This window comes from Pseudomonas sp. ok266 (assembly GCF_900110195.1).
Classification (GTDB): domain Bacteria; phylum Pseudomonadota; class Gammaproteobacteria; order Pseudomonadales; family Pseudomonadaceae; genus Aquipseudomonas; species Aquipseudomonas neuropathica.
This window is the reverse complement of sequence record NZ_FOCU01000016.1, coordinates 58,882-84,598: the sequence shown is the minus strand read 5'-3', so window position 1 is coordinate 84,598 and position 25,717 is coordinate 58,882. Positions and strand designations below refer to the sequence as shown.

Annotated in this window: 24 protein-coding genes and 1 tRNA gene; 8 read left to right on the top strand and 17 right to left on the bottom strand. The window is 59.8% G+C overall.

The features are described from left to right. Positions 1–4: 4 nt before the first annotated feature. Positions 5–1,615, top strand: a complete 1,611-nt coding sequence (locus BMY54_RS26495) for an arylsulfatase (RefSeq protein WP_093440436.1) — start codon at positions 5–7, stop codon at positions 1,613–1,615. Between the two features lie 200 nt (positions 1,616–1,815). On the opposite strand, the gene BMY54_RS26490 is transcribed toward BMY54_RS26495, so the two are convergent. After that, on the bottom strand, positions 1,816–2,886 hold the full coding sequence (locus BMY54_RS26490) for a fatty acid desaturase (RefSeq protein WP_093440431.1): 1,071 nt from the start codon (positions 2,884–2,886) through the stop codon (positions 1,816–1,818). 100 nt (positions 2,887–2,986) lie between these two features. Here BMY54_RS26490 and BMY54_RS26485 point away from each other — a divergent pair, with 100 nt between their 5' ends. Then, the gene (locus BMY54_RS26485; protein WP_093440427.1) at positions 2,987–3,991 is read left to right on the top strand and encodes an AraC family transcriptional regulator; all 1,005 of its coding nucleotides are present in this window, start codon (positions 2,987–2,989) and stop codon (positions 3,989–3,991) included. A 103-nt stretch (positions 3,992–4,094) separates the two neighbouring features. Here the strand turns inward: BMY54_RS26485 and BMY54_RS26480 are convergent, their stop codons facing one another. Next, positions 4,095–5,480: a heavy metal sensor histidine kinase gene (locus BMY54_RS26480; protein WP_093440423.1), complete on the bottom strand. Its 1,386-nt coding sequence runs from the start codon at positions 5,478–5,480 to the stop codon at positions 4,095–4,097. Continuing rightward, positions 5,470–6,150, bottom strand: a complete 681-nt coding sequence (locus BMY54_RS26475; RefSeq protein WP_016987597.1) for a heavy metal response regulator transcription factor — start codon at positions 6,148–6,150, stop codon at positions 5,470–5,472. The genes BMY54_RS26480 and BMY54_RS26475 overlap by 11 nt, the downstream gene beginning before the upstream one ends. 136 nt (positions 6,151–6,286) lie before the next feature. On the opposite strand from BMY54_RS26475, the gene BMY54_RS26470 reads away from it, so the two are divergent. Next, the gene (locus BMY54_RS26470; protein ID WP_093440420.1) at positions 6,287–6,772 is read left to right on the top strand and encodes a GlcG/HbpS family heme-binding protein; all 486 of its coding nucleotides are present in this window, start codon (positions 6,287–6,289) and stop codon (positions 6,770–6,772) included. A 12-nt stretch (positions 6,773–6,784) separates the two neighbouring features. After that, entirely contained in the window at positions 6,785–7,195 is a 411-nt protein-coding gene (uraH, locus tag BMY54_RS26465) for a hydroxyisourate hydrolase (protein ID WP_093440416.1), read from the top strand. A 122-nt stretch (positions 7,196–7,317) separates the two neighbouring features. On the opposite strand, the gene BMY54_RS26460 is transcribed toward uraH, so the two are convergent. Then, complete coding sequence (locus BMY54_RS26460; protein WP_093440412.1) at positions 7,318–7,995, bottom strand: Crp/Fnr family transcriptional regulator; 678 nt, start codon at positions 7,993–7,995, stop codon at positions 7,318–7,320. A gap of 84 nt (positions 7,996–8,079) precedes the next feature. Here BMY54_RS26460 and BMY54_RS26455 point away from each other — a divergent pair, with 84 nt between their 5' ends. Then, positions 8,080–8,604 carry an Mpo1 family 2-hydroxy fatty acid dioxygenase gene (locus BMY54_RS26455; protein WP_093440408.1) on the top strand — a complete coding sequence of 175 codons (525 nt, stop codon included), beginning with the start codon at positions 8,080–8,082 and terminating at the stop codon, positions 8,602–8,604. Positions 8,605–8,712: 108 nt separating this feature from the next. On the opposite strand, the gene BMY54_RS26450 is transcribed toward BMY54_RS26455, so the two are convergent. From BMY54_RS26450 to dibA, 6 genes are all read right to left on the bottom strand, one after another. After that, positions 8,713–9,702 (bottom strand): sulfate/molybdate ABC transporter ATP-binding protein, encoded by a 990-nt coding sequence (locus BMY54_RS26450; RefSeq protein ID WP_034151825.1) that lies wholly within the window; start codon positions 9,700–9,702, stop codon positions 8,713–8,715. Positions 9,703–9,705: 3 nt separating this feature from the next. Continuing rightward, positions 9,706–10,578 (bottom strand): sulfate ABC transporter permease subunit CysW, encoded by an 873-nt coding sequence (gene cysW / locus BMY54_RS26445; protein WP_034151824.1) that lies wholly within the window; start codon positions 10,576–10,578, stop codon positions 9,706–9,708. 13 nt (positions 10,579–10,591) lie between these two features. Next, the gene (gene cysT, locus BMY54_RS26440) at positions 10,592–11,410 is read right to left on the bottom strand and encodes a sulfate ABC transporter permease subunit CysT (RefSeq protein ID WP_007917680.1); all 819 of its coding nucleotides are present in this window, start codon (positions 11,408–11,410) and stop codon (positions 10,592–10,594) included. A gap of 173 nt (positions 11,411–11,583) precedes the next feature. Continuing rightward, positions 11,584–12,597, bottom strand: coding sequence for a sulfate ABC transporter substrate-binding protein (locus BMY54_RS26435; RefSeq protein WP_034151823.1), 1,014 nt, complete (start codon positions 12,595–12,597; stop codon positions 11,584–11,586). Positions 12,598–12,732: 135 nt separating this feature from the next. Then, positions 12,733–12,915, bottom strand: coding sequence for a sulfur starvation response protein OscA (gene oscA / locus BMY54_RS26430; protein ID WP_093440402.1), 183 nt, complete (start codon positions 12,913–12,915; stop codon positions 12,733–12,735). A 237-nt stretch (positions 12,916–13,152) separates the two neighbouring features. After that, entirely contained in the window at positions 13,153–15,072 is a 1,920-nt protein-coding gene (gene dibA, locus BMY54_RS26425) for a phosphodiesterase DibA (RefSeq protein ID WP_093440397.1), read from the bottom strand. Between the two features lie 146 nt (positions 15,073–15,218). Here dibA and desA point away from each other — a divergent pair, with 146 nt between their 5' ends. Then, positions 15,219–16,403, top strand: a complete 1,185-nt coding sequence (gene desA, locus BMY54_RS26420; protein ID WP_093440393.1) for a delta-9 fatty acid desaturase DesA — start codon at positions 15,219–15,221, stop codon at positions 16,401–16,403. Positions 16,404–16,546: 143 nt separating this feature from the next. After that, complete coding sequence (locus tag BMY54_RS26415) at positions 16,547–17,536, top strand: GGDEF domain-containing protein (protein ID WP_093440388.1); 990 nt, start codon at positions 16,547–16,549, stop codon at positions 17,534–17,536. Positions 17,537–17,671: 135 nt separating this feature from the next. On the opposite strand, the gene BMY54_RS26410 is transcribed toward BMY54_RS26415, so the two are convergent. The 3 genes from BMY54_RS26410 to gabD all read right to left on the bottom strand — a co-directional run bounded on the left by BMY54_RS26410 (position 17,672) and on the right by gabD (position 21,928). Then, positions 17,672–18,883, bottom strand: coding sequence for a response regulator (locus BMY54_RS26410; RefSeq protein ID WP_093440384.1), 1,212 nt, complete (start codon positions 18,881–18,883; stop codon positions 17,672–17,674). Between the two features lie 140 nt (positions 18,884–19,023). After that, positions 19,024–20,301 (bottom strand): 4-aminobutyrate--2-oxoglutarate transaminase, encoded by a 1,278-nt coding sequence (gene gabT / locus BMY54_RS26405; RefSeq protein ID WP_007917687.1) that lies wholly within the window; start codon positions 20,299–20,301, stop codon positions 19,024–19,026. 184 nt (positions 20,302–20,485) lie between these two features. Next, on the bottom strand, positions 20,486–21,928 hold the full coding sequence (gene gabD / locus BMY54_RS26400) for an NADP-dependent succinate-semialdehyde dehydrogenase (protein WP_093440380.1): 1,443 nt from the start codon (positions 21,926–21,928) through the stop codon (positions 20,486–20,488). Between the two features lie 442 nt (positions 21,929–22,370). Between gabD and BMY54_RS26395 the strand changes: the two genes are divergently transcribed. Beyond that, positions 22,371–22,447: transfer RNA gene (locus BMY54_RS26395), tRNA-Arg, on the top strand. 77 nt (positions 22,448–22,524) lie between these two features. On the opposite strand, the gene BMY54_RS26390 is transcribed toward BMY54_RS26395, so the two are convergent. The 4 genes from BMY54_RS26390 to BMY54_RS26375 are packed head-to-tail and all read right to left on the bottom strand — an operon-like array spanning position 22,525 to position 25,702. Then, complete coding sequence (locus BMY54_RS26390; protein ID WP_256573969.1) at positions 22,525–22,797, bottom strand: hypothetical protein; 273 nt, start codon at positions 22,795–22,797, stop codon at positions 22,525–22,527. A gap of 20 nt (positions 22,798–22,817) precedes the next feature. After that, positions 22,818–23,414 carry a hypothetical protein gene (locus tag BMY54_RS26385; RefSeq protein ID WP_093440376.1) on the bottom strand — a complete coding sequence of 199 codons (597 nt, stop codon included), beginning with the start codon at positions 23,412–23,414 and terminating at the stop codon, positions 22,818–22,820. Beyond that, positions 23,411–23,992: an RNA polymerase sigma factor gene (locus BMY54_RS26380; RefSeq protein WP_175559670.1), complete on the bottom strand. Its 582-nt coding sequence runs from the start codon at positions 23,990–23,992 to the stop codon at positions 23,411–23,413. The genes BMY54_RS26385 and BMY54_RS26380 overlap by 4 nt, the downstream gene beginning before the upstream one ends. 30 nt (positions 23,993–24,022) lie before the next feature. After that, on the bottom strand, positions 24,023–25,702 hold the full coding sequence (locus BMY54_RS26375) for a vWA domain-containing protein (RefSeq protein ID WP_093440368.1): 1,680 nt from the start codon (positions 25,700–25,702) through the stop codon (positions 24,023–24,025). Positions 25,703–25,717: the final 15 nt, after the last annotated feature.

The window sequence follows — 25,717 nt, the reverse complement described above, 5'->3', positions numbered from 1 at the left end:
TGCGATGCCGCAACGTCCCAATTTTCTGGTGATTCTGGCCGACGATCTCGGCTTTTCCGACATCGGTGCCTTCGGCGGCGAAATCGCCACGCCGCACCTTGATGCCCTGGCCAACAATGGCCTGCGCCTGACCGATTTTCATACCGCACCGACCTGCTCGCCGACCCGCTCGATGCTGCTGACAGGCACCGACCACCACATCGCCGGGATCGGCACCATGGCCGAAACGCTGACGCCGGAACTGATCGGTAAACCGGGTTACGAGGGTTATCTCAATGACCGCGTCGTCGCACTGCCCGAGCTGTTACGCGAGGCCGGTTATCAAACCTTGATGAGTGGCAAATGGCACCTGGGTTTGAAGGCTGAACTGGCGCCCCATGCACGAGGTTTCGAGCGCTCGTTTTCGCTGCTGCCCGGCGCGGCGAACCATTACGGTTTCGAACCGACCTACGATGAGCAAACGCCAGGCCTGCTGAAATCCACGCCGGCGCTGTACATTGAAGACGATACGTTTCTCGATGAGTTACCGAAGGATTTCTATTCCTCCGATGCCTTCGGCGACAAGTTACTGCAGTACCTCAAGGAACGTGACCAGACCCGGCCGTTCTTCGCTTACCTGCCATTCTCCGCACCGCACTGGCCGTTGCAGGCGCCGGCCGAGATCGTCGAGAAATACCGTGGCCGCTATGACGCTGGCCCCGAAGTGCTGCGTCTGGAACGCCTGGAAAAACTCAAAGCCCTCGGCCTGATCGAACCAGACGTCGAGCCGCATCCACTGATTCAGTTGACCCAGCAGTGGGACGCGTTGAGCGAGGAGCAAAAGCAGATTTCCGCGCGGGCCATGGAGGTTTACGCGGCGATGGTCGAGCGCATGGACTGGAACATCGGTCGGGTTGTCGATTATCTGCGCCAGCAGGGGCAGCTCGACAACACGTTCATCCTGTTCATGTCCGACAACGGTGCCGAAGGCGCGCTGCTTGAAGCATTTCCGAAATTCGGCCCGGAACTGGTGACGTACCTCAGCCAGCATTACGACAACAGCCTCGACAACATTGGCCGGGCCAACTCCTACGTCTGGTACGGGCCGAACTGGGCACAGGTGGCGACCGCACCATCACGGTTGTTCAAGGCGTTTACCACCGAGGGCGGGATCCGGGTGCCGGCGCTGTTGCACTATCCGCAATTGGCGATCAAAGGGCAGATCAGCCATGGTTTCGGCACGGTGATGGACGTCACACCGACGATTCTCGATCTGGCGGGTGTGCGGCATCCGGGCAAGTTGTGGCACGGAAAACCGGTCGCACCGTTACGTGGCAAATCGTGGCTGGGGTTCTTGTCGGGTGAGACTGCGCAGGTGCATGACGAGCACACGGTGACGGGGTGGGAATTGTTCGGGCGTCGGGCGATTCGCCAGGGGTCGTGGAAAGCGGTGTGGATCCCCGGGCCGGTCGGGCCGGCGACCTGGCAGCTGTATGATTTGAGCAGTGATCCGGGGGAGATTCATGATCTGGCGGTGAGCCGGCCGGAGAAGCTCAGCGCGTTGATCGGGCATTGGCAGCAGTATGTCGAGGAGACTGGGGTGATTCTCAGTGAGTCGCCGTTTCAGCCGGACTGAGGGCAAGATCAAAAACACCCTCACCCCAGCCCTCTCCCGGAGGGAGAGGGGGCCGACCGAGGTGTCTTTCGTCAAACATCGACCTGAAAAATCGGGTCGATTATGGATTCGACAAAGCTCTTTCACTTCGGTGTAACTCCTCAATATCCCCGGGTCGGTCCCCTCTCCCTCCGGGAGAGGGTTAGGGTGAGGGCCGCTTGTCAGGCCTCCACCGCCTCACCAGACACCGCAACTTCATCCCGACGAACAAACCGGTTCGCCCGCCCAAACGTCCCAAAATCATTAAACCGAACCCCCATCTCACGCATCACCTTATGCGCCACCGGCACCGTCATTTGGCGAATATAAAACGGCTCCTTCACGACAAAATGATGAATCCCGTGGCTGCTGCCAAAGTTGAAGCAAAACGCCTGCAACGGCCACAACCACCAAGGGTTCAGCACCTGGCATTGCTGCAGCACATTGCCCAGCTCGACATCGCCGTAGTAATGCATGTTCGAGCTGATGAAGTGCAGGCAAAAGGTTCGCAACACGTTCGGGCCGATGATCACCACGGCGGCGATATCGATCACCTGCATCACCGACAACGTGGTTGCTGACCAGTCGATCGGCGCGCCCAGCAGGTAAGCAATGCCATTGGCCGCATGAAAGCCGAGAAACACATACCACGCACCCCAATGCACCAGCGCCAACGGCGCGTAGACCTTCAGCGTGCGCTTGATGATGCTGAACTTGTGCGCCCAGGTCTTGGCTCGCAGCATGCGGATGAACGCCGACATGACGTTGTCGCCAACCATCAGCAAACGTGCAAAACCCCACGGCTCGCCGTTGGTGATCGCGCGCTCTTCCATATCGGTTTCAGTGCCGGAGACCTTATGGTGATTGAGGTGCAGATGCCGACGGATCCACGGGTTGATCGTGCTCGGCCGCGCCAGCCACACCAGGCCCATCATCAGGTTGTGCGGCACGCGCTGCTTGCGGAAATACATGCTGTGGATCAGGTCGTGCTCAAGCTCATGGGTCAACGAAGCAAAAAACGCGTTGAGCACCAGACAAACCCACCACGCCATATGGCCGGTGATGTACAGCGTCGCCGAGCCGATCATCCCGATCAGGGCAAAGGCCAGAATCCCCGCGCCCAGCGCATCCTGATGCTGGAGAATCGGGTAGCGCTCGCGCAATTCGACGCCTTTGGCCAGCACCACTTCACGAATATGCGCTGATCGCTGGGCCGCATTGTGTCGCTGGGGACTTGCAGAAGTACCGTCCATGCTTCCATCCTCGGGTTTATGATGTTCGCATCGTGCCTCGCCAACGCTTCAATTGCGGTAGCCGAGAACGCCAACCTGTTGACCGGAAGCGCCAATCAGCATGAAGGAACCTACCTCCCTCGCCAGCTGGACCCGTGCCTTGCGCAAGCAACTCGATGCGCTGGGACTGGACAGCATTGCCCTGTGTCAACAGGCCGGGCTCGATCCGAGCTTGATGGATGATCCCAACGCGCGCTATCCACTGTCCGGCACCACGCGTCTGTGGGAAATTGCCGTGCAGGTCAGTGGCGACCCGGCGATTGGTCTGCGCGTGTCGCGCTTCGTCAGCCCGACCACGTTCCATGCCCTCGGTTATGCGCTGGTCGCCAGCGGCAGTTTGCGCGAGGTGTTCGAGCGCATCGTGCGCTATCACCCGGTGGTCAGCGATGCGCTGGAACTGGAGCTGAGTCGTGGCGACGACCGCTATCAATTTCGTCTGAAAATTCCGTCAGGCAATCCCGCACCAGCCTTCGAAGCCATCGACGCGTTCACCGCGATCTACGTGCGCACCTGCCGCAATCGTCTCGGCCGTGATTACGCACCGCTGGCGGTTTATCTGCGCCGCCCGGAGCCGAGCGATGCGCACCAGTGGCACAAAGTCTTCCGCGCTCCGGTGCATTTCGGTTGTGTCGAGGATCGTCTGGAATTCGCCCTCGCCGACTTCGACAGCCACCTCGACGACGCCAATCCGGAACTCGCTGAACACAATGAAGCGGTGCTCAAACGCACGATGGCCCAGCTTCAACCGCTGACTTGGGAGCGCAAGGTGCGCGATGCGATTGAAGAACAATTGCCGGAAGGTGAGCCAAGTGCAGAACGCATTGCTCAGGCGTTGCACCTGAGTTTGCGCAGTCTGCAAAGGCATCTGGCGGATGAAGGTTGTCGCTTTGATACGTTGCTCAACGAGAGCCGCGAGAATCTGGCGCTGCTGCACCTGCGCGATCCGCAGTGCTCGTTGAGTGAGGTGAGTTATTTGCTCGGGTTCGCCGACACCAGCAGTTTCAGCCGCGCGTTCAAACGCTGGACGGGGCTGACGCCGGGGCAGTTTCGTGATGGGTTGCGCTGATCCAGAATCAGTTTGTCTGATCTGGCGCCATCGCGAGCAGGCTCACTCCTACAGGGGGAACGCATTCCAATTGTAGGAGTGAGCCTGCTCGCGATAGCGCCCTTTAATTCAACGCAAAGCCCAGCTCAAAAATGGTGCCGCCAACATCACTGTTCACCCGCACCTGCCCACCATGCAACTGCATGATCGACTGCACGATCGCCAACCCCAGCCCACCCGAATCCCCCGGCTCCGCGCGCGAAGGATCGACGCGGTAGAAGCGGTCGAACAGTTTGCCCAGATGCTCCGCCGCAATGGCCGGGCCATGGTTGTGCACTTGTAACCAGCACCAGCCCGACTCGTCACGGCGGCGCAGGCTGATCACGGTTCCGGAGTCAGCGTGGCGCACGGCATTCGCCAGCAAGTTGCCCAGCGCCCGTTGCAGCAACTGCTGATCGGCGAGCAATTCGCCATGCAGTTGATTGTCCAGCCGCAGGTCGCGGTCATCGGCCAAGGCTTCAAAGTAATCACACAGTTCACTGCCAACGCTGTGCAAATCCAGGGTTTGCAGATTGAGCGCGCGCTCGGCCTGCTCGGCGCGGGCAAGGAACATCAGGTTTTCCGCCATGCGCTTGAGCCGTTCGAACTCTTCCATGTTCGAGGCGAGAACTTCCTGATACTCCTCGGTGCTGCGCGGATGATTCAGCGCCTGCCCGTTGCTCGCCAACAAGGTGTGCAGCGGCGTACGTATCTCGTGGGCGAGATCGGCGGAAAACTGCGAGAGGCGCTGCACGCTGTCGTCCAGCCGCGCCAGCATGCCGTTGAGCGCCTGCACCGGCTCAAGCAGTTCTGCGGGCGTGCCGGTGGCGGGCAAGCGTTGGTCGAGGCTACGCAGATCGATACCGCGTACCGCTTCGCTCAACTGCCGCAACGGTTGCAGACCCCGGCGCAGCAACAGCAAGCCCAAGGCAAAGGCCAGCAAAGCACCCAGTCCAACCGATAAGTACAGGCGCAAGCGATAGCTGCCGAGCATCTGTTCGCGCTCGCTAAGCACTTTGCCGGCGATCACGGTCAGCGGTTCGCCGTTCGGCCCCTGCGCTTCGCCGGACAACAGCGCGAGTTCGGCACCGTCCGGCGCTTGCCACGTCAACACATCACGGCGCTGCGGCGTTTGCTCGCGGGGGATCGCGTTCAGCGCGGGCAACTCGCGTTGCCGTGGGTTGATAGCGATCACACTGGAGCCATCGGCGCGGCGCACCAGCAACAGGCTGTCGAGGTTACCGAGCATGTTCTGATACAGCCGTGGCCGCGCCTGCAAGGCATCGAGGCTGTCGCTGTCAGCGAGCAACGCGCGCACTTGCTCCAGTCGACCGAGCAACGCGAGGTCGTCGCGGTAGGCGATTTCCGAGGCCAGCGAACGGTAGAGAAACACACCGATAGCACTCAACACCAAGGCGCAAACCAATGCGAACGCCAGCGCCAGGCGCCAGGCGATCGACCTAGAGCGCATCGTCCGGAGCTTCCAGTTGATAGCCGACGCCGCGCACGGTGTGGATCAGTTTCGGCATGTACGGGTCATCGACTTTCGCGCGCAAACGCCGCACCGCCACTTCGACCATGTTGGTGTCGCTATCAAAATTCAGGTTCCACACCTGCGAGGCAATCAGCGTGCGCGACAGCACTTCGCCCTGGCGACTGGCGAGCAATTGCAGCAGGGCGAATTCCTTGTTGGTCAGGGCAATGCGCTGGCCACCACGGCTGACGCGGCGGCGCAGGACGTCGATTTCCAGATCGGCGATGGTGTACGACTCGGCTTCGCGCATCGGCCCGCGCCGCAACAACGTGCGCACCCGCGCGAGCAGTTCGGCGAAGGCGAAGGGCTTGAGCAGGTAATCATCGGCGCCCAGCTCGAGGCCGCGCACGCGATCTTCAATGGCGTCCTTGGCGGTCAGGAACAGCACCGGCGTGGCGCCGCGCTGGCGGATCAGTTGCAACAATTGCCAACCGTTGAGGCCCGGCAGCATCACGTCGAGGATGATCAGGTCGTACTCCTGCTGCTCGATAAAATAGCGCCCATCGAGGCCATTGAGCGCCACGTCTACGGCAAAACCCGACTCGCCCAGGCCTTTGGCGAGGAAATTCGCGGTTTTGGCTTCATCTTCTACGACCAGCAAACGCATGGCACACCTCGATTGATCAGGCGTACAGGCTAGGCGCCTTCGGTGGCGTTGCCCATTACAAACTTGTAATCAGACTGACGAGGTTCTGACGAAGACCGGCGATTAAGGTGACCACCTTCGCTTTTGGAGCCTGTTCATGACTTTCAAATACTTCGTTGCAAGCCTGATGATCGGCCTCAGTTGTGCCGCTGTCGCCAGTCCTGAGCTGCCGCGTCACGCTGATCTCGACCTGAAAACTGCACGGCTGCTCGCCGACACGGCAATGGCCAACTGCACCGGCACGGTGTCGGTGCTCGATCGGGGCGGCAATCTTCTAGTGACCCTGCGCGGCGATGGCGTAGGCACGCACAACACTGTTGCCAGCCAGCGCAAGGCTTACACCGCGCTGTCGACCAAGACCGCGACCCGGTTGTTCGCCGAACGCGCTCGCAGCAACCCGGAAACCGCCAACCTCAACACCCTAGACGAGTTGCTGTTGCTCGGCGGCGGCATCCCTTTGTTCGCTGCTGATGAGTTGGTCGGCGCGATGGGTGTAGCCGGTTCCGGCGGCGGCGAGCAAGACGAAAACTGTGCGATCAAGGCTGCCGAGAAAACCGGTCTGGCCACTACCCGTTCCCAATAAGGAGATTCATCCATGAGCACTTTGCGCATGACCTTCGCCGCGCTCGGCCTGAGCGCTTTTTCCAGTCTGGCTCTGGCTGCCGGCAATCCCCTGAGCGTGCACGTGCTCAATCTGGAAAACGGCCTGCCTTCGCCAGGTATCAACGTGACGCTGGAGAAACACGTCGGCCAGAACTGGCAGCCACTGGCTCAAGGCACGACCAATGAACAGGGGCGAATTGCCGAATTGTTCCCGGCCAAACAGCCTTTTGAAGCGGGTGAATACCGCGTGGTGTTCAAGACCGGCGAGTACTTCAAGAAGGTCAAGCACGACACGTTCTTCCCGGAGATTCCGGTGATCTTCGAAGTGAAGCAGACCGATCAGCATTACCACATCCCGCTGCTGCTCAGCCCGTACGGTTTCTCGACCTATCGCGGTTCCTGAATCAATACTGCCCCCTGTGGGAGCGAGCTTGCTCGCGAAGGCGGTGTGTCAGTCAGCAATCATGTTGAATGTTAAATCGCATTCGCGAGCAAGCTCGCTCCCACAGGGGCTTGGGCGAATTGTCAGATCGTGGCGAGAGCGCGCAATCGCATGGCATCAAGGATTTCGATCTCTCCATACCCAAGTCCGATAATCCCCTGCCCCTGCAAATCCTTGAGGATCTGGTTGGTGGTCTGCCGCGACAGCGACAGCATCGATGCCAACTGCTCCTGCGGCAGTTGCAGAACGCGGCGTGGCGCATCGAGCTCGCCGTAGCCTTCGGCAATCATCAGCAAGCGATGGGCCAAGCGTGCCGGGGCTGGCAGCAGGCTCAGTTGTTCGAGATTGATAAAGGTCAGGCGCAGTTTATGGCTCATCAGCAGCGCCAGGTGCCGCCAGTACACCGGGTGTTCGTCGAGCAGTTTGAGCAACGTCGCCTGAGGGATATTGAGCAAGGTGCACGGCCCGACTGCATAGGCGTCATGAGTGCGCGGCTGGCCATCGAACAGGCAGATTTCGCCGAACCAGTGCGGCGCCTCGACCAGACTCAACAACGCCTCTTTGCCCTGCTCGCTCACCGCGCCTATACGCACGGCGCCATCGAGCACCGCGTATAAACCGCAAGGTGGATCACCGCGCTGGAACAGCCGCTGCCCTGCCGTCAACCGCCGCTCCCGGGCCGTAGCCAACAGACTATCCTGAAAGGACGCCGGCAGATGACTGAACCACTGGCCGCTCATCAACCGTGAACGTATTTGCATAAACACTCCTGGACTGTCGCCTGCCTGACAGAGCGAACCCTGATCCCGAGGGATGATGCGATCAACCCTACCGGAGGAACAACAATGAAAAGCCTCGTCGACCATCTCAGTCAATACGCCGCCTACCACCGTGACCCGCGCAACATCGCCAGCCACTTTATCGGCATTCCGCTGATCGTGGTGGCGGTGGCGGTTTTGTTGTCGCGGCCAGAATGGTCGCTGGGCGGCTTGTGGATATCTCCAGCCGTTGTCGTGGCGCTGGCCTCGGCGTGGTTTTATCTGCGTCTGGAGGTGAAGTTCGGGGTGCTGATGACGCTGCTGATGGGGCTGTCAGTCTGGGCCGGGCATGTGCTGGCGCAGCAGAGCACCCTGGTGTGGCTGAGCAGTGGTCTGGCGATGTTTGTGGTCGGCTGGGTGATCCAGTTTGTCGGGCATCACTATGAAGGGCGCAAACCGGCGTTTGTCGATGATGTCTCGGGGCTGATTGTCGGGCCGTTGTTTGTCGTGGCCGAGGTGGCGTTCATGCTGGGGATGCGGCGTGAGTTGAAAGAGCAGATCGAGGTGCGGGCGGGCGTGGTGCGGGTCAATCCGAATCGTGCGGCTGTTTAGACCGCTTTCGCGAGCAGGCTCGCTCCCACAGTGGACTGGTGCTGAACACAAACTTCATGTCTGACCGAATTCCCTGTGTGAGCGAGCTTGCTCGCGAAGCTTTTGATCTTAAAGGCTGGCGACTTTCTGCCAGACCTTCGGCTTGAAGAACAGGGTTTCACCCTTGGCCAAGCCGATCAGGCTGTCGTGGTCTTTCACCACTTCGGCCTCGATCAGATCCGTCTGCCCCTCAACCTTCAACGTCACTCGCGTAGTCGCGCCCAACGGCCGAATGTCACGCACCTCAGCAGCGTGGTGATCTTCCAGCTCATGTTTGGACAGCGACACCTCATGCGGGCGGAACAGCACGTGGTTGTCGTCGCTCAACAGCAAGCGGTTCGAGTCGCCGAGGAAGTGATAAACGAAATCGCTGGCCGGGTTTTCGTAGACGTCGCCCGGTGAGCCGATCTGCTCGATCACGCCTTTGTTCATCACCACGATACGGTCGGCCACTTCCATCGCTTCTTCCTGATCGTGGGTCACGAACACCGAGGTCAGGTTGATATCTTCGTGCAGACGCGCCAGCCAGCGGCGCAGTTCTTTACGCACCTTGGCATCCAGGGCCCCAAACGGTTCGTCGAGCAGCAGTACTTTCGGCTCGACCGCCAAGGCGCGTGCCAGAGCGATACGCTGGCGCTGACCACCGGACAACTGCTCCGGATAACGATCCGACAGCCAGTCCAGCTGCACCATGTTCAGCAACTCATGCACCTTGACCGCGATCTGGCTTTCGTTCGGACGCTGGTTTTTCGGTTTCATGCGCAAACCGAACGCGACGTTATCGAACACTGTCATGTGGCGGAACAAAGCGTAGTGCTGGAACACGAAGCCGACGTTGCGATCACGCACGTCGTGGCCGGAGACGTCTTCACCGTGGAAAACGATATTGCCGTTATCCGGGGTTTCCAGGCCGGCGATAATCCGCAGCAGGGTGGTCTTGCCGCAGCCCGAGGGGCCGAGCAGCGCGACCAGTTCGCCGCTGTGGATATCCAGGCTGATGTTGTCCAGCGCCTTGAACGCATTGAAATTCTTGCTGACGTTACGCACTTCGATCGACATGAATTATTCCTCCGCGGCGCTGGCGCGCAGGCGGTTGATACGGTTTTCGCTCCACTGCTTGGCCAGCAGGATGAAGAGCGCCAGGATCAGCAACAGGCTCGCCACGGCGAACGCGGCCACGTGGTTGTATTCGTTGTAGAGGATCTCGACGTGCAGCGGCAAGGTGTTGGTCACCCCGCGAATGTGCCCGGAGACCACCGACACCGCACCGAATTCACCCATGGCCCGCGCGGTACACAGCACCACGCCATAGATCAGGCCCCACTTGATGTTCGGCACGGTGACATGCCAGAACATCTGCCAGCCATTGGCGCCGAGCAGACGCGCGGCTTCTTCTTCCTGCGTGCCTTGTTCCTGCATCAGCGGAATCAGTTCACGAGCGACGAACGGCACGGTGACGAAAATCGTCGCCAGTACGATGCCCGGCAGGGCGAAGACGATCTGAATGTCGTGATCCTGCAACCACGGGCCGAACAGACCCTGCGCGCCGAACATCAGCACGTAGACCAGACCGGCGATCACCGGCGACACCGAGAACGGAAGGTCGATCAGCGTCACCAGCATGCTCTTGCCGCGGAACGAGTATTTACTCACGCACCACGCGGCGCTGACCCCGAACACCAGGTTCAACGGCACCGAAATCAGCACGGCGAACACGGTGAGTTTCAATGCCGACAGAGCATCCGGTTCAAAGATCGCGGTGAAGAATGCACCGAGGCCATTCTTCAAACCCTGCGATACGACGATAAACAACGGCAGCAGCAGAAACAGGAAAAAAACCAGCCAGCCAAGGCCGATCAGGACCCTGCGCGAAGTGGCGCTGCCACGGCGTGCCGCATTGGCCGAAGAGGCGGCCGCAATAGACGATTGGGACATGGTTCGCGCCTCCTTATGGGGTTTCGATGCGCCGCTGCAGCAAGTTGATCAGCAGCAACAGGACGAAGGAAACCACCAGCATCAAAACGCCGATGGCGGTAGCGCCGGTGTAATCGTATTGGTCGAGTTTGACCATGATCAGCAGCGGCAGGATTTCGGTTTTCATCGGCATGTTGCCGGCAATGAAAATCACCGAACCGTACTCACCGACGCCACGGGCGAAGGCCAGGGCAAAACCGGTCAGCCACGCGGGCAACAATGCCGGTACAAGAATGTGGCGGAACACCTGCCATGGCTTCGCACCTAGGCACGCGGCGGCTTCCTCGACTTCACGGGGAATGTCGGCCAGCACCGGCTGCACGGTACGCACCACAAACGGCAGAGTGACGAAGGTCAGCGCCAACGTGATACCCAGCGGGGTATAGGCAATCTTGAAACCGAGGTCAGCGGCGAATTGCCCGACCAGACCGGCCGGCGCATACAGCGCGGTCAGCGCGATACCGGCCACCGCTGTCGGCAGGGCGAACGGCAGATCGATCATCGCGTCGATCACCTTGCGCCCCGGGAAGGTGTAGCGCACCAGCACCCAAGCGAGCAGCGTGCCAATGATGCCGTTGATGATCGCGGCACACAGCGCGGTGCCGAAGCTCAGCTTCAGGGCGGCCAGCACGCGCGGTGCGGAGATGATCGTCCAGAACTGATCCCAGGTGAGTTGCGCGGCGTGGACAAACATCGCCGCCAGCGGGATAAGCACAATCAGACTGAGGTACACCAAGGTGTAGCCCAGCGTCAGCCCGAAGCCGGGTATGACGGGGGAGATACGACGCGACATAAAAGTCCTTGGTTAAAAAGCGATCCGCTGAACGCACCCATGTGGGAGCGAGCTTGCTCGCGAAGAAGGAGTATCAGCCAACTCCACGTCGTCTGACACTGCGCTTTCGCGAGCAAGCTCGCTCCCACATTTTCTGCGCCTGGCTAAAGGCTTGATGTGTGGCTGAAGTCAGATTACTGCGCCTGATAAATCTGGTCGAACACGCCACCGTCGTTGAAGAATTTCGGCTGCGCGGTTTTCCAGCCGCCGAAGTCCTTGTCGATGGTCACCAGTTCCAGTTTCGGGAACTGCTGAGCGTACTTGGCAGCCACGTCCTTATCACGCGGACGGTAGAAGTTCTTCGCGGCAATTTCCTGACCGGCCGGGCTGTACAGGTGCTTCAGGTAGGCTTCGGCGATCTGCTCGTTGCCTTTTTTCTCGGCGTTCTTGTCGACCACGGCAACCGGCGGCTCGGCGAGGATCGACAGCGAAGGCACGACGATGTCGAACTTGTCGGCGCCGCCATCTTCTTTCAGTGCCAGGAACGCTTCGTTTTCCCAGGCCAGCAACACGTCACCCTGACCGTTGTTGACGAAGGTAATGGTCGAACCGCGTGCACCGGTGTCGAGAATCGGCACGTGCTTGAACAGGGTCTGCACATATTCTTTGGCTTTGGCTTCGTCACCGCCGTTGGCTTTCAGGCCGTAGGCCCATGCGGCGAGGAAGTTCCAGCGCGCACCGCCGGAGGTTTTCGGGTTCGGGGTGATCACCGAGACGTCGTTCTTGACCAGATCGCCCCAGTCCTTGATGCCTTTCGGGTTGCCCTTGCGCACCAGGAAGACGATGGTCGAGGTGTACGGCGTGCTCGCTTCCGGCAGACGCTTCTGCCAGTCGGCGGGCAGGGTCTTGCCGAGTTTGGCGATTTCGTCGATGTCGCCGGCCAGCGCCAGGGTCACTACGTCGGCACGCAGACCGTCGATCACCGCACGGCCCTGCTTGCCCGAACCGCCATGGGATTGCTGGATTTTCACGGTGTCGCCGGCGTGATCTTTCTGCCAGAACTTGATGAATTCAGCGTTGTAGTCCTGATACAGCTCGCGCGTCGGGTCATACGACACGTTGAGCAGTTCGTAATCCTTGGCAACCGCGGAACCGGCAAACACAGCACTGGCCAGGGCGGCCAAAGCGTAACGGCGAATCGACGACATGGTGAAAGCTCCTGGAATTCTGGGTGGTGGCTTTTTCTTATGTATTTCGGGAATCGTGTTGTCGGTTCAAAGATCGCAGCCTTCGACAGCTCCTACGCACAGCCCCCTGTAGGAGCTGCCGCAGGCTGCGATCTTTTAGCCCGGTTGTTTGCCCGGTTGCTGCAAACGGAATCTCTCTTTGCGTTCGATCTGCACGACCTGGGCGTTGTGCACAGTGATCTCCACCGCGCCGAAACGCAGATCGCGCAGAGCGCTCTGGATTTCACGCAAGATGGTGGTTTCGTCCTGACCGTCAACGCTGCGAAGGGATGCGCTCATGGTGCTGCTCCTTTGAATGGGATTTGCCTGGCAGTGGGCGGCACTGCGTTCGGCGTGGGAGCAATATAAGAGAGGCGCAGATATTCTTAAAAAGACTATTTAAGAATGTTTATATAACTGAAAAACTGATCGTTCCCACGCTCCGCGTGGGAATGCAGCCGGCGGCGCTCTGCGCTGCGATTTTGGGCCGACGCAGAGCGCCCCTTTGCTGAGCGCAGGAACAAGTTTGCCCCTGTCTTAGCTAACCACCGGAGTTCTCGCCCAATCAATCTCCTGCGCCGGAGCCGGTCGCCCAAACCAGTAGCCCTGCCCCAGATCACATTCCTGCTCAAGCAGAAACGCCGCCTGCTCAACCTGCTCGATGCCCTCGGCATGCACCTGCATGCCCATGCTTCGGGCCAGCGCGATGATCACCCGGACAATCGCCACGTCATCCTCATCCCACGGCAACCCGGCAACGAAACCCTGATCGATCTTCAGCTTCTGCACCGGCAAGCGCTTGAGCCGCAGCAGTGACGAGTAACCCGTGCCGAAATCATCGATGGCCAGGCGAATACCCAATTCGCGCAAACGGTGCATCTGCTCCAGCGCCACTTCCGGATCATCCATCACTGCACTTTCAGTGACTTCCAGCTCCAGATATGCCGGATCCAGTCCGGTGTCGTGCAGCACCTGCGCCACCTGCTGGTACAACTCGCGCCGGGCAAACAGCCGCGACGAGACATTCACTGCGACAAACGACAACACCACTCCGGCCTGCCGCCATTGGCACATTTGCCGACACGCCTGCTGCATGACCCAGGCGTCGATTTCAGCGATCAAACCGGTGCGTTCGGCAATCGGAATGAACTCCGCAGGCGAGACCAGACCGCGTTGCGGATGCTGCCAGCGCACCAACGCTTCAACGCCAATCAAGCGACTGGTTTTCAAGTCATGCACCGGTTGGTAATAAACCCGCAGTTCCTGCTGCTCCAGCGCCCGGCGCAACTCGAATGCGATCTCCACACGTTGCTGGGCGTGGGCGGTGAGTTCTTCGGTATACAAGGCATAACCGTTGCGGCCGCTGCTCTTGGCCTTGAACAGCGCCGCATCGGCATTGCGCAACAGTTGCTCGGCGCTTAGCGCGTCGCTGGGGAACAGGCTGATGCCGAGGCTGGCGTTGATGAACAACTGATTGCCATCAATGCTGAACGGCTCCTTCAGCGCATCGAGAATCCGTTGCGCCAGCGCCGCTGCCTGCACCGGCTGTGGACAACTCTCTGCCAACACCGCGAACTCGTCGCCACCCAGGCGTGCCAGGGTAATACCGGGGCCAAACAGTTCTTGCAGGCGCGCCGCGACTGCCTTGAGCAAGCGATCGCCGACGTTATGGCCAAGGCTGTCGTTGATCATTTTGAAATGATCGAGATCGAGCATCAGTAACGCGCAGCCGCGCTTGTGGATCTGCGCCGAAGCCAGCGCCTGCTCGGCGCGGTCGCTGAACAGCAGGCGATTGGGCAGATCGGTCAGCGGATCGTGGTGCGCCAGGTGTTTGAGTTCATGCTCGGAATCCTTGATGGCGCTGATATCGGAAAACACCGCAACGTAATGGCTGAGCCGGCCCTGATCATCGTGAATGACCCGGATGGTTTGCCACTGTGGATAAATCTCGCCGCTCTTACGCCGATTCCAGATCTCGCCACTCCACTCGCCCTGCGACTCCAGGGTGGCGAACATCGCTTGGTAGAAACCCGGCGGATGATGGCCGGACTTGAACAGGCTCGGCTGCTGCCCGAGGACTTCTTCACGCTGATAACCGGTGATCTCGATAAACGCCCGATTGACGTGCACGATCAGCCCTTGGTGGTTGGTGACCAACACCCCTTCGCGGGTGCAATCGAAAACGGCCGCCGCTTGACGCAGGCGTTCGCGATCAGCGTGGCGCTCGCGCAACCGCGCACCGATGCCGAGAAACTCGCACAAGCGCGCCCGCGCCAGAAAGATCAGCCCGGCGCTGAGCGCCGCAAACACGTAACCGTTGATCAGTTGCCATCGGGCAAGATCGACGGAGTTATCGAAGAAATTGTTTAATAAATGATCAGTTCCCTGCAGCCAGACAACCGCAAGTACGAGATAGAGCAGCGCTGCACGCAAAGCATCGCGGTAAGTGGCACGCATTCGGCTGTCCATGTCCCTACAAAAAGGTTGGAATTATAGGTCAAGAAACATCCAGCGACTCTTATCTGAAAGGGCGACTGGTTTTATCTGTGTGCTTGGTGATAATGCAACGGCTGTTTTTATCTTTATCGAGGGCCCTATAGCCTATGTGGTACGAAGGTTTTCTTGGCTTGTCGGCCTGGTCTCTGGTCGCGGTCACCCTGCTGATGACCCACGTGACGATTGTCGCCGTCACGGTCTATCTGCACCGCTACTCGGCCCATCGCTCGCTGGAGCTGAATGCCGGCCTGAAGCACTTTTTCCGTTTCTGGCTGTGGCTGACCACGGCGCAGAACACCCGCGAGTGGACCGCCATCCACCGTAAGCATCACGCCAAGTGCGAAACCGAAGATGACCCGCACAGTCCGGTCATCAAAGGCCTTTCCATCGTGCTGCGCACCGGCGCCGAGCTGTATCGTGCCGAAGCGCAGAACCCGGAAACCCTGCGCATCTACGGCAAGAACTGCCCCGAAGACTGGATCGAACGCAACGTCTACAGCCGCTACCCGCTGTTGGGCGTGGCGATCATGGGCGTTATCGACCTGCTACTGTTCGGCACCATCGGCATCACGATCTGGGCGATCCAGATGATGTGGATCCCGGTGTGGGCCGCTGGCGTGATCAATGGCCTGGGCCATGCCGTCGGCTATCGCAACTTCGAATGCCGCGATGCGGCGACCAATCTGGTGCCTTGGGGCATCCTGATCGGCGGCGAAGAACTGCACAACAACCACCACACCTACCCTAACTCGGCCAAGCTGTCGGTGAAAAAGTGGGAGTTCGACCTCGGCTGGGCATGGATCAAAGTCTTCTGCTTCCTGCGTCTGGCCAAGGTCCAGCGTGTCGCGCCAATTGCCCACCGTGTCGAAGGCAAGGGCAATCTGGACATGGACACCGCGATGGCCATCCTCAACAACCGCTTCCAGATCATGGCCCAGTACCGCAAGCTGGTAATCGGCCCGCTGGTCAAGCAAGAGCTGGCCAAGGTCGATCATTCGGTGCGTCATCAGTTCCACCGCGCCAAACGTCTGCTGTCGCGGGAAACCAGCCTGCTGGAAGATCGTCATCACTTGCGCATCCAGACCATGCTCGAGCACAGCCAGGCGCTGAAGGTAATCTACGAAAAACGCCTGGCCCTGCAGCAGATCTGGGTCAAGACCAGTGCAAATGGCCACGACATGCTCGCGGCCATCAAAGAGTGGATTCACGAGGCAGAAGCCAGCGGCATCCAGTCCCTGCGCGAATTTGCTGATCAGTTGAAAACCTACTCGTTGCGTCCTGCAGCGGTCTGAGACCGTTGATCGGTGCACCCGGCTCCCGGGTGCACCCTTCGGAACTTCGCCAAAAATCGCCTATCTCAAAGACACTTCGCCATCCCGGCGGGCTGTATTGTGGCCGTTGTCGAATTGCGGCACGTCCTTTGAGATCTGTGCCGATGGTCAACAACAATCAAAAAGACTCATCCTTCCCGCAGTGGCCCGAAGCCGCGCAAACCCTCATGGCGTTGATGCACGCCCAAGGTGAAGTCGCTCGACTGAGCGAACGCGAGCAGTTGTTCAGCTCCTTGCTGGTCAGCGTCAACGCCGTGCTCTGGGCCTTCAACTGGGAAACCCGGCAGGTGCTGTACGTCAGCCCCGCCTATGAACGGATTTTCGGCCGTTCCGCCGGCCTGCTGCTCGCCGACTACAACCAGTGGCGCGACAGCATCTACCCCGACGATCTCGACTACGCCGAACGCAGCCTCGCCGAAGTCCTGCACAAAGGCGCGGTGGAAGATCGCGAATACCGGATCATCGCCGCCGACGGCCAGGTGCGCTGGCTCAGCGACAAATGCTTCATCAACCGTCAGGACGAACCCGGTCAGCCGGTGATCATCGTCGGCATCGCCGAAGACATTACTGACAAGAAGCAGATGGAAACCGAGCTGCACCGTTTGGCGACTACCGACGTGCTGACACAAAGCAGCAATCGCCGGCACTTCTTCGAGTGCGCCAATCGCGAGTTCGAAGTAGCGCGGGTGCAGGGCGCGCAAATGGCCTTTCTGCTGCTGGATATCGATGACTTCAAAATGATCAACGACACCTACGGTCATCCCGAAGGCGACAACGTGTTGCAGCGGATTGCCGAGTGCGGGCGCGGGTCATTACGTCGAGGAGATCTGTTCGGGCGGATTGGCGGCGAAGAGTTTGCAGCGGTATTTCCCGGTTGTGCGCCGGACATGGCCATGCAAGTGGCGGAACGGCTGCAGCAGGAGATTCAACGGTTGAGTTTCAGCCATGATGGTCAGACGTTCGGTATCACCGTCAGCCAGGGGTTGACCAGTCTGACCGAGACCGACGACAGCCTCGACAGTCTGTTCGCCCGCGCGGATGCGGCGATGTATGAGGCCAAGCGACAGGGCAAGAACCGCATCATTTCTGCCTGACCCGTATCTCAGCTACACAGAGATCCATTGTAGGAGTGAGCCTGCTCGCGATAGCGGAGTGTCAAACGAACCGTTGGTGTCTGACACTCAGCATCGCGAGCAGGCTCACTCCTACAGGGGGTTGCGTAAGTCGGGTTATTTGCGCATCCGCATCAATTCCGGCAAGCCAATCTTCAGCAACCGCGCGGTGCGACTCTTCGCCAGTTCCTCAACGCCTTCATGCTCGGTCAGATGCGCCATCTGCGCCGCCATGTTCATCACCAGCGCCTCACGGGAATACACCCCGCCGCCGAGCTGGTAGACCGACGCAATCAGCTCCCGCAATTCCAGCGGCAGGCGCCATCGGGTACGCAACGCCGAACCATAAGCCGCGCCAAACTCGGCCAGCGCGTCGCCCACCTCCTCCCACTCATCCAGCTCTCCGCCGGCCTGCTTCCACTCCTGCAGACAACGCAGCAACGCCAGATCACCCAGGCGATGCAGCATGCCCGCGCAGTAACAGCGTTCCTGATCGAGATCGAGCAGCCGCGCGAGGGTGCGCGCATATTCAGCGGTGTGCAGCGACAACCCCCAGTAACGTTCGGCATAGTCCGCCAGACATGGATCGCTGAGCCTGGCGCTGCGCTTGAGTGCCAGCCCCAGAATCAGGTTCATGCTCTGCCCGGTGCCCAGCCGATGCAGGGCCTGCGCCAGTGTCTGCACCGGCGCGCCATGGTGCTGCGCCGCGCTGTTGGCCGCAGCGATCAGCACCGCCGTGATTTGTGGGTCGGTCTTGATCTCATCTTCCAACAGCTTCAGATCGAGGCCATTGGGGTTGAGGCTGCGCTTCACCGCCACCTGCACATCGGTCATCAACGGCGCACCGTCAGCCTGCTCACGACGTCGCTCGAGAAACACCGACAAGGTCATGCCCGGCGCCAATGCCGGTACTTCACAGAAAACCTCTTCACCGGCATTCAGCAGCAAGCCCTGCAAACGCTCGGTCAGGCTTTCCATGTTCAGTGGTTTGGTCAGATAGGCCGTTGGTGCCAACGGAAGCGCTTCGCGCACGCTGGCGCTGTCGTTGCGGCTGCTCATCAGGATGAACGGCAGCGGCGGATTGCGTTTGCGCTGGCGCACGCTGCGCAGCACGCTCAAACCATCGATGCCGGGCAACTCCCAATCAACGATCGCCAGGTCATACGGCACTTCACTGAGCAATGACAGGGCTTGCTGCCCGTCGGCGCACAAGTCTATCCGCGCATCGCAACGCACGTTCAGGAGCACTTGTTTGAGCAGGTCCCGGGACCACGGATCGGCCTCGGCAATCAGCACTCGGGGTACGGCGGGTAAATCAACGGCAGTCATGCGCGCTCTCCCTTGCAATGCCTGAACCTTAGCCAATGCTGGCCATTCGATACAGCGCTAAAGCAATTGATATGTTCACGGGGCGAAAAAAAACCCGCCGAAGCGGGTTTTTTTGTCTATCCGATCACACAGTGCGCGGCTTACAGCTCCGAGAAGCACTCTTCGATGATCGCCAGACCTTTGTCCAGTTGCTCGTCCGGCGAGGTCAGCGGTACGAGGACGCGCAGAACGTTGCCGTAGGTGCCGCAGGACAGCAGGATCAGGCCCTTGTCGCGCGCCTTGGCCACAACGGACGCTACAGCGGCGGCGTTCGGCTTGTGGCTGTCGCCGTTTTCGAACAGCTCGACCGCGATCATCGCGCCCAGGGCACGGACTTCGCCGATCACCGGATACTTGGCCTGGATAGCTTTCAGGCCAGTAACCAGACGCTCGCCGACAGCCTTGCAGCGGTCCAGCAGTTGCTCTTCTTCGAACACTTCCATCACCGCCAGCGCAGCGGCGCAAGCGATCGGGCTACCGGCGTAAGTGCCGCCCAGGCCACCCGGGGCGATGGCGTCCATGTATTCGGCCTTGCCGCACACACCGGCCAGCGGGAAGCCGCCTGCGATGGATTTGGCGAAGGTGGTCAGGTCGGCAGCAACGCCCATCTGCTCCATAGCGAAGAAGGTGCCGGTACGGCCAGCGCCAGTCTGTACTTCGTCAGCGATCAGCAGGATGCCGTGCTGGTCGCACAGGGCACGCAGACGCTTCATGAACTCTTTCGGCGCAACGTAGAAACCACCTTCACCCTGCACAGGTTCGATGATGATCGCGGCGATGTCTTTCGGCTCAGCATCGTTCTTGAAGATACGCTCGATGGAAGCGATCGAATCATCGATGCTCACGCCGTGCAGTTCGTTCGGGTACAGCGCGCGGAAGATGCCGCCTGGCATCAGGCCCATGCCGGCCGAGTACGGCACGACTTTACCGGTCAGGCCCAAGGTCATCATGGTGCGACCGTGGTAAGCGCCGGTGAAGGCGATCACGCCAGCGCGGCCAGTGGCGGCACGGGCGATTTTCACGGCGTTTTCAACGGCTTCGGAACCGGTGGTGACCAGCAGGGTTTTCTTGGCGAAATCACCTGGCACCTTGGCGTTGATTTTCTCGCACAGCTCAACGTACGGCTCGTAAGCCAGTACCTGGAAGCAAGTGTGAGTCAGCTTGTTCAGCTGTTCGGTCACGGCGGCGATGATTTTCGGGTGCACGTGGCCGGTGTTCAGTACCGCGATACCGCCGGCGAAGTCGATGAATTCACGACCTTCAACGTCAGTCACGGTGGCGTTCTTCGCCGATTCAGCGAAGATCGGGTGAATCTGGCCGACACCACGTGGAACAGCTGCGGTACGACGGGCCATCAGTTCAGCGTTAGTCTTGCTCATTACAGTCCTCATTCGCCGCTCATCGGGCGGCGTGGTTCAAGGATTAGCGGGAGAAATCGACGGTGGCAGCATGCGATGATCGACTGCCACGGCGTTCCTGGCCGCAGAGAAAATTCCGGTTTGAAACCACGCAAAGGGACAGCGCTCTCGTGCCCTTTGCGTTTGCAGCGGTCTCTTACAGGGCTTAGATGCCCAGGCAGAGGTATTTGATTTCCAGGTAATCTTCGATGCCGTACTTGGAGCCTTCACGGCCCAGGCCCGAGGCCTTGATGCCGCCGAACGGCGCGACTTCGTTGGAGATCAGCCCGGTGTTGACGCCAACCATGCCGTATTCCAGCGCTTCCGCGACGCGGAACACACGACCGAGATCGCGAGCGTAGAAGTAAGAGGCCAGACCGAACTCGGTGTCGTTGGACATCGCGATCACTTCGGCTTCATCTTTGAAGCGGAACAGCGGCGCCAGCGGACCGAAGGTTTCTTCCTTGGCCACAGCGGCGTTTTTCGGCACGTTGGTGAGGATGGTCGGTTCGAAGAAGTTACCTTCCATTGGCTTGCCGCCAGCCAACACGGTGGCGCCTTTGGCTACGGCGTCAGCGATGTGTTCTTGCACCTTGGCCACGGCTTTTTCGTCGATCAGTGGGCCAGTGGTGGTGCCGTCTTCCAGACCGTTGCCGATCTTCAGTTTCGCCACCGCCACTTTCAGCTTCTCGGCGAACGCGTCGTAGACCGAATCCTGAATGTACAGACGGTTGGCGCAGACGCAGGTCTGGCCGTTGTTGCGGTACTTGGAAATGATCGCGCCTTCGACAGCCTTATCCAGGTCCGCGTCGTCGAACACGATGAACGGTGCGTTGCCGCCCAGTTCCAGCGAGACTTTCTTGATGTCCTTGGCGCATTCCGACATCAGTTGACGACCGATTTCGGTCGAACCGGTGAAGGACAGTTTGCGCACGATCGGGTTGCTGGTCAGCTCGCTGCCGATGTCGCCAGCGCTGCCGGAGACCACGCTGAACACGCCCGCAGGAATACCCGCGCGCTGGGCCAGTTCGGCCAACGCGAAAGCGGAAAACGGAGTTTGCGAAGCAGGCTTGAGCACCATGGTGCAACCGGCAGCCAGTGCTGGACCGGCCTTACGGGTGATCATCGCCGCCGGGAAGTTCCACGGGGTGATCGCGGCGGTCACGCCGATTGGCTGCTTGATCACGATCAGGCGTTTGTCTGGCTGGTGGCCCGGAATCACGTCACCGTAGATGCGCTTGGCTTCTTCGGCGAACCACTCGATGAACGAAGCGGCGTAAACGATTTCGCCCTTGGCTTCGGCCAGCGGCTTGCCCTGTTCGAGGGTCATCAGGCGCGCGAGGTCGTCCTGGTTCTCGATCATCAGTTCGAACCAGCGACGCAGCTTGCCGGCACGCTCTTTGGCGGTCAGTGCACGCCAGGCTGGCAGCGCTTTGTCAGCGGCTTCGATGGCACGGCGGGTTTCGGCAGCGCCCATTTTTGGCACGGTACCGAGGATTTCGCCGGTGGCCGGGTTGTTGACCTTGATCGTCTGACCGTTGTCCGCATCGACCCAAGCGCCATCAATGAAGGCTTGCTGGCGGAACAACAGGGTGTCTTTAAGCTGCATGTCGGCTTTCCTTAACAGCACCGCGGCCTGCGCGGAGCAAATTATGATTGTAGAAAGGCGCCTCGCAAGGCTGCCGTCAGGGAAATCAGTGACCGGGCGTGGCGCATCGACAGTGCACGATTCGAAACACCGGCGCTTCAACGCCCGGTCAACGAGCGTTTGAAATCTCAAACGGATCGTAGGATCAAAGGGGTTAAAGGACAATAGGTCGTTCGAAAAAAAGAACAAAAACGGCGTATTTGTGGAATTTTTCAGATCAACGAGCCAAAAGCCTCAGCCGCAGCAAAACCATAGAACAGTCCCACGAAAGCGCCAAGCGAGGGTTTTGCAGGACGTTACCGCTTTATGGAATACCGCGATTTGCGCGGACACGCGCACTGACAATACCCGCCAAAACCCGGCATGGACGCCCCGAGTCGACCTAGGTATGATGTCGCCCGCTGCACCAGTAGCTCAGCTGGATAGAGTACTGCCCTCCGAAGGCAGGGGTCGTGGGTTCGAATCCCGCCTGGTGCACCATCGATTTAAACGAGAAAGCCCCGGACTGTGATGGTCCGGGGCTTTTTTGTGGGTGAAGTAAATGGACCGGAACGACGTTACTCCGTCGTCCAGTCGAACTCGTCGTAATCATCGTCATCGTCATCCTCTTCCTCCTCAACCTCTTCAAAAGCGTCGTCTTCATCAACGACATCCTCTTCCGGCTGATTCAGCAGAAATTCCTTACGCGTCTCGGTAATCGCTCGCCGCATCTCTTCGCCCTTCTCCGGGCAGTTGAGCAGTTGGGCGATGCGGTCAATTTTTGCTGCCACGTTGTCCTCCAGCGCATCGGCAATGCCCCGATAGTGCGCGTTTTTGCGGGGCAATGCCAAATGGCTGAGGGGTCAGGCGGTCATTTTTTCTGCAACTGTTGGAGTCGGGCGTCGAGATCGGTGTTCGGGTAGCGTTTGTGCAGGTTGTTGAACAGGCTGTCGGCGGCTTGCGACTGGCCGGATTCGCGCAGGCGCAGGACTTCGCGCAGTTGTGCGTCGAGGCCGTTGGCCGGGGCGGTGGCGCGTTTGCTGAATTTGGCTTCATCGGCGCTGATGGCTTGATCTTGCATCGGCGCCGCCATTTCCATCATCGGCGCAGGTGCCGGCATGGCGCCGGCCGGAGCGGACAATCGGTGCAGTTGCGCTGAATCCGTGTCGGTCATCGGTACGGCAAGTTTGGGGGCTGGGGCGTAGTCGTAATGACGCAGCGGCTCAGGAGCGCGCTGTACCAGTGACAACATCAATGCCACGCCGACGAGGCTGGCGAATGCAACTTGCCAGCGGGGTTTACGGCAAGCGTCGAGCCAGCGTTGCCACAGGCTTGGCTTCAGCGCAGGGGTTTGAAGCTGCGCAGCGTTGAGGATGAACGCATCAAGGTGCGCTGGCGGTTCGGCGTTGTGCTGTTCGCGAACATGTTTAATCACCGAATCTTCCGGTGTCTGGCGGGCGTCAGTCATGTCAGTACCTCCTCGGCCAGCAGCCGACGCAGTTTTTGCTGGGCGTAGCGCAAGCGGCTTTTGACGGTTTCCAGCGGTGTTTCGGTGAGGCTGGCGATTTGTGCCAGGTCGAGGTCGCCGTGGGCGCGCAGCAAAAACACCTCGCGCTGGTCGGCAGGCAGGGTTTGCAGGGCGCTTTCCAGGCGCTGGCTGTCTCGACTGAGGCTGAGCAGCTGTTCGGGATCATTTGCCTCATCGCTGACCGCGTGATTTTGCTCGTCGTAGCTGTCGTGCAACGGTTGCCGGGCGCCGTGTTTGCGCCAGTGGTCGATCAGGCGATTACGGGCAATCTGGAACAACCACGTACGAAATGTCGCCCGCCCTTGTGGCTGACTGCTGCTGCGGATCAGGCTCAGCCAGGTTTCCTGAAACACCTCGTCGGCCAGTTCCGGTTTGCCGCTCAATCCGAGCAGAAACCGATACAGGCCTTGGCGATGACGCGCGTACAAGGTCTCGAACGCCGCGCTGTCGCCCTGGCGATAACGCGCCAGCAGCGATTCATCGCTGCTGGCGGTTGAGCTGTCTGCCGAGGCAAACAGCTGACTGATGAAGCCTTTCAGACGACTCACTTATTCGATCCGTTGTTCAGTGGCCAACGCGTTCGATGCGGTTGAACTGCGCAAGCTCTGCGCCAATTCGACCAGTTGCACAAACTCATTGCGCAGACCAAAGCGATCATCGCCACGAGCGCCGCGAGCCAGTGCTTCGGTGTCTTTCAGGCTGAAGTCGCCGGTATAGCGAGCGTCCTTGAGTTGTTGGGAAAACGCGGCGACGGCAGCGGCAAAGCGCAGGTCTTCGCTGGCAGTTACAACCTGATTGGCGATGGGCCGCTCGATCAGCAGACTTTTCCCACCTTCGGCACGCTGATAACGCACACGCAGCATCGCTAATTCTCCGCTCTTTGCCGAAACAACAGCGTCGGATTTGCCGTAACGCAGCGGCTCCAGCCAGCCCTGCTCGCCCGCCGGAACAATTTCGTACAGCGCGGTCACCGTGTGTCCTGCGCCGATTTCGCCGGCATCGACTTTGTCATTGCTGAAATCCTCACGCGTCAACGCACGGTTCTCGTAGCCGAGCAGGCGATATTCGCTGACCTGCGCCGGGTTGAATTCCACCTGCAGTTTGACGTTTTGCGCCACCACGGCGAGGGTCGAGCTCAACTGATCCACTAATACTTTGCGTGCCTCGCGCAGGTTGTCGATATAGGCGTAGTTACCATCGCCAGCGTCGGCCAGTTGTTCCATCAAGTGTTCATTGTAGTTATCCACACCGAAACCCAGGGTCGTCAGCGAAATCCCGCTTTTGCGTTTATCCACAGCCATTTGCTTGAGGCTGTCGAAGTCGCTGACGCCGACATTGAAGTCACCATCAGTGGCCAGGAGGATGCGGTTGATGCCTTTGGGGATGAAGGCTTGCTGTGCCATTTGGTAGGCCAATTCGATGCCTGAAGCGCCGGCGGTCGAACCGCCTGCAGTCAATTGCTCAATGGCTGTACGAATTTTCGCTTTTTCACGTCCAGAAGTCGGCTCCAGTACCACTCTCGATTCGCCGGCATACACCACCAACGAAACGCGATCCTCATCACGCAACTGATCGACCAGTAATTTCAGCGTGCTTTTGACCATCGGCAGGCCTTCGCGGCGATCCATCGAGCCGGACACGTCGACCAGAAATACCAGATTGGCCGGGGCCAGTTCCGCCACGGCGCGGTCGGAGGCCTTGATGCCGATACGCAGCAAGCGCGTGTGCGGGTTCCACGGTGAAGCGGCCAGCTCGGTGGTCACGCCGAAGGGCGAGCCATCACTGGGCAGCGCGTAGTCGTAGGGGAAGTAATTGACCAGTTCCTCCAGCCTCACCGCACCTTCCGGTGGCAGTCGACCTTGATTGAGCAAGCGCCGGACGTTGGCATAAGCGCCCGTATCGACGTCGGCGCTGAAAGTCGAAACCGGTGTCTCGGCGACGCTGTGGATCGGGTTATCGGCCAACGTCTGATACTGCTCGCGCTGCTCGTCGCGATAGCTCTGTGGATAACTTTCACTCAACGGCATCGGCGCGCTGCCCGCATTGGGCATCCTGTACAGCGCGCGTTTGGCCATTGAGCTGTCAGCCATCACGGCTTCCTGTTGAACCAGCACCTCAGGCTGCGCCGGCGCTGGCACAGCAGCGGAATCGGGTGTGGACGAAGCACCGCAACCGGCGAGCGCCAGCAGCACACCAACCGCAACAGGACGCAAAAGAGAATGAGACATGGGGGCTGACCTCGG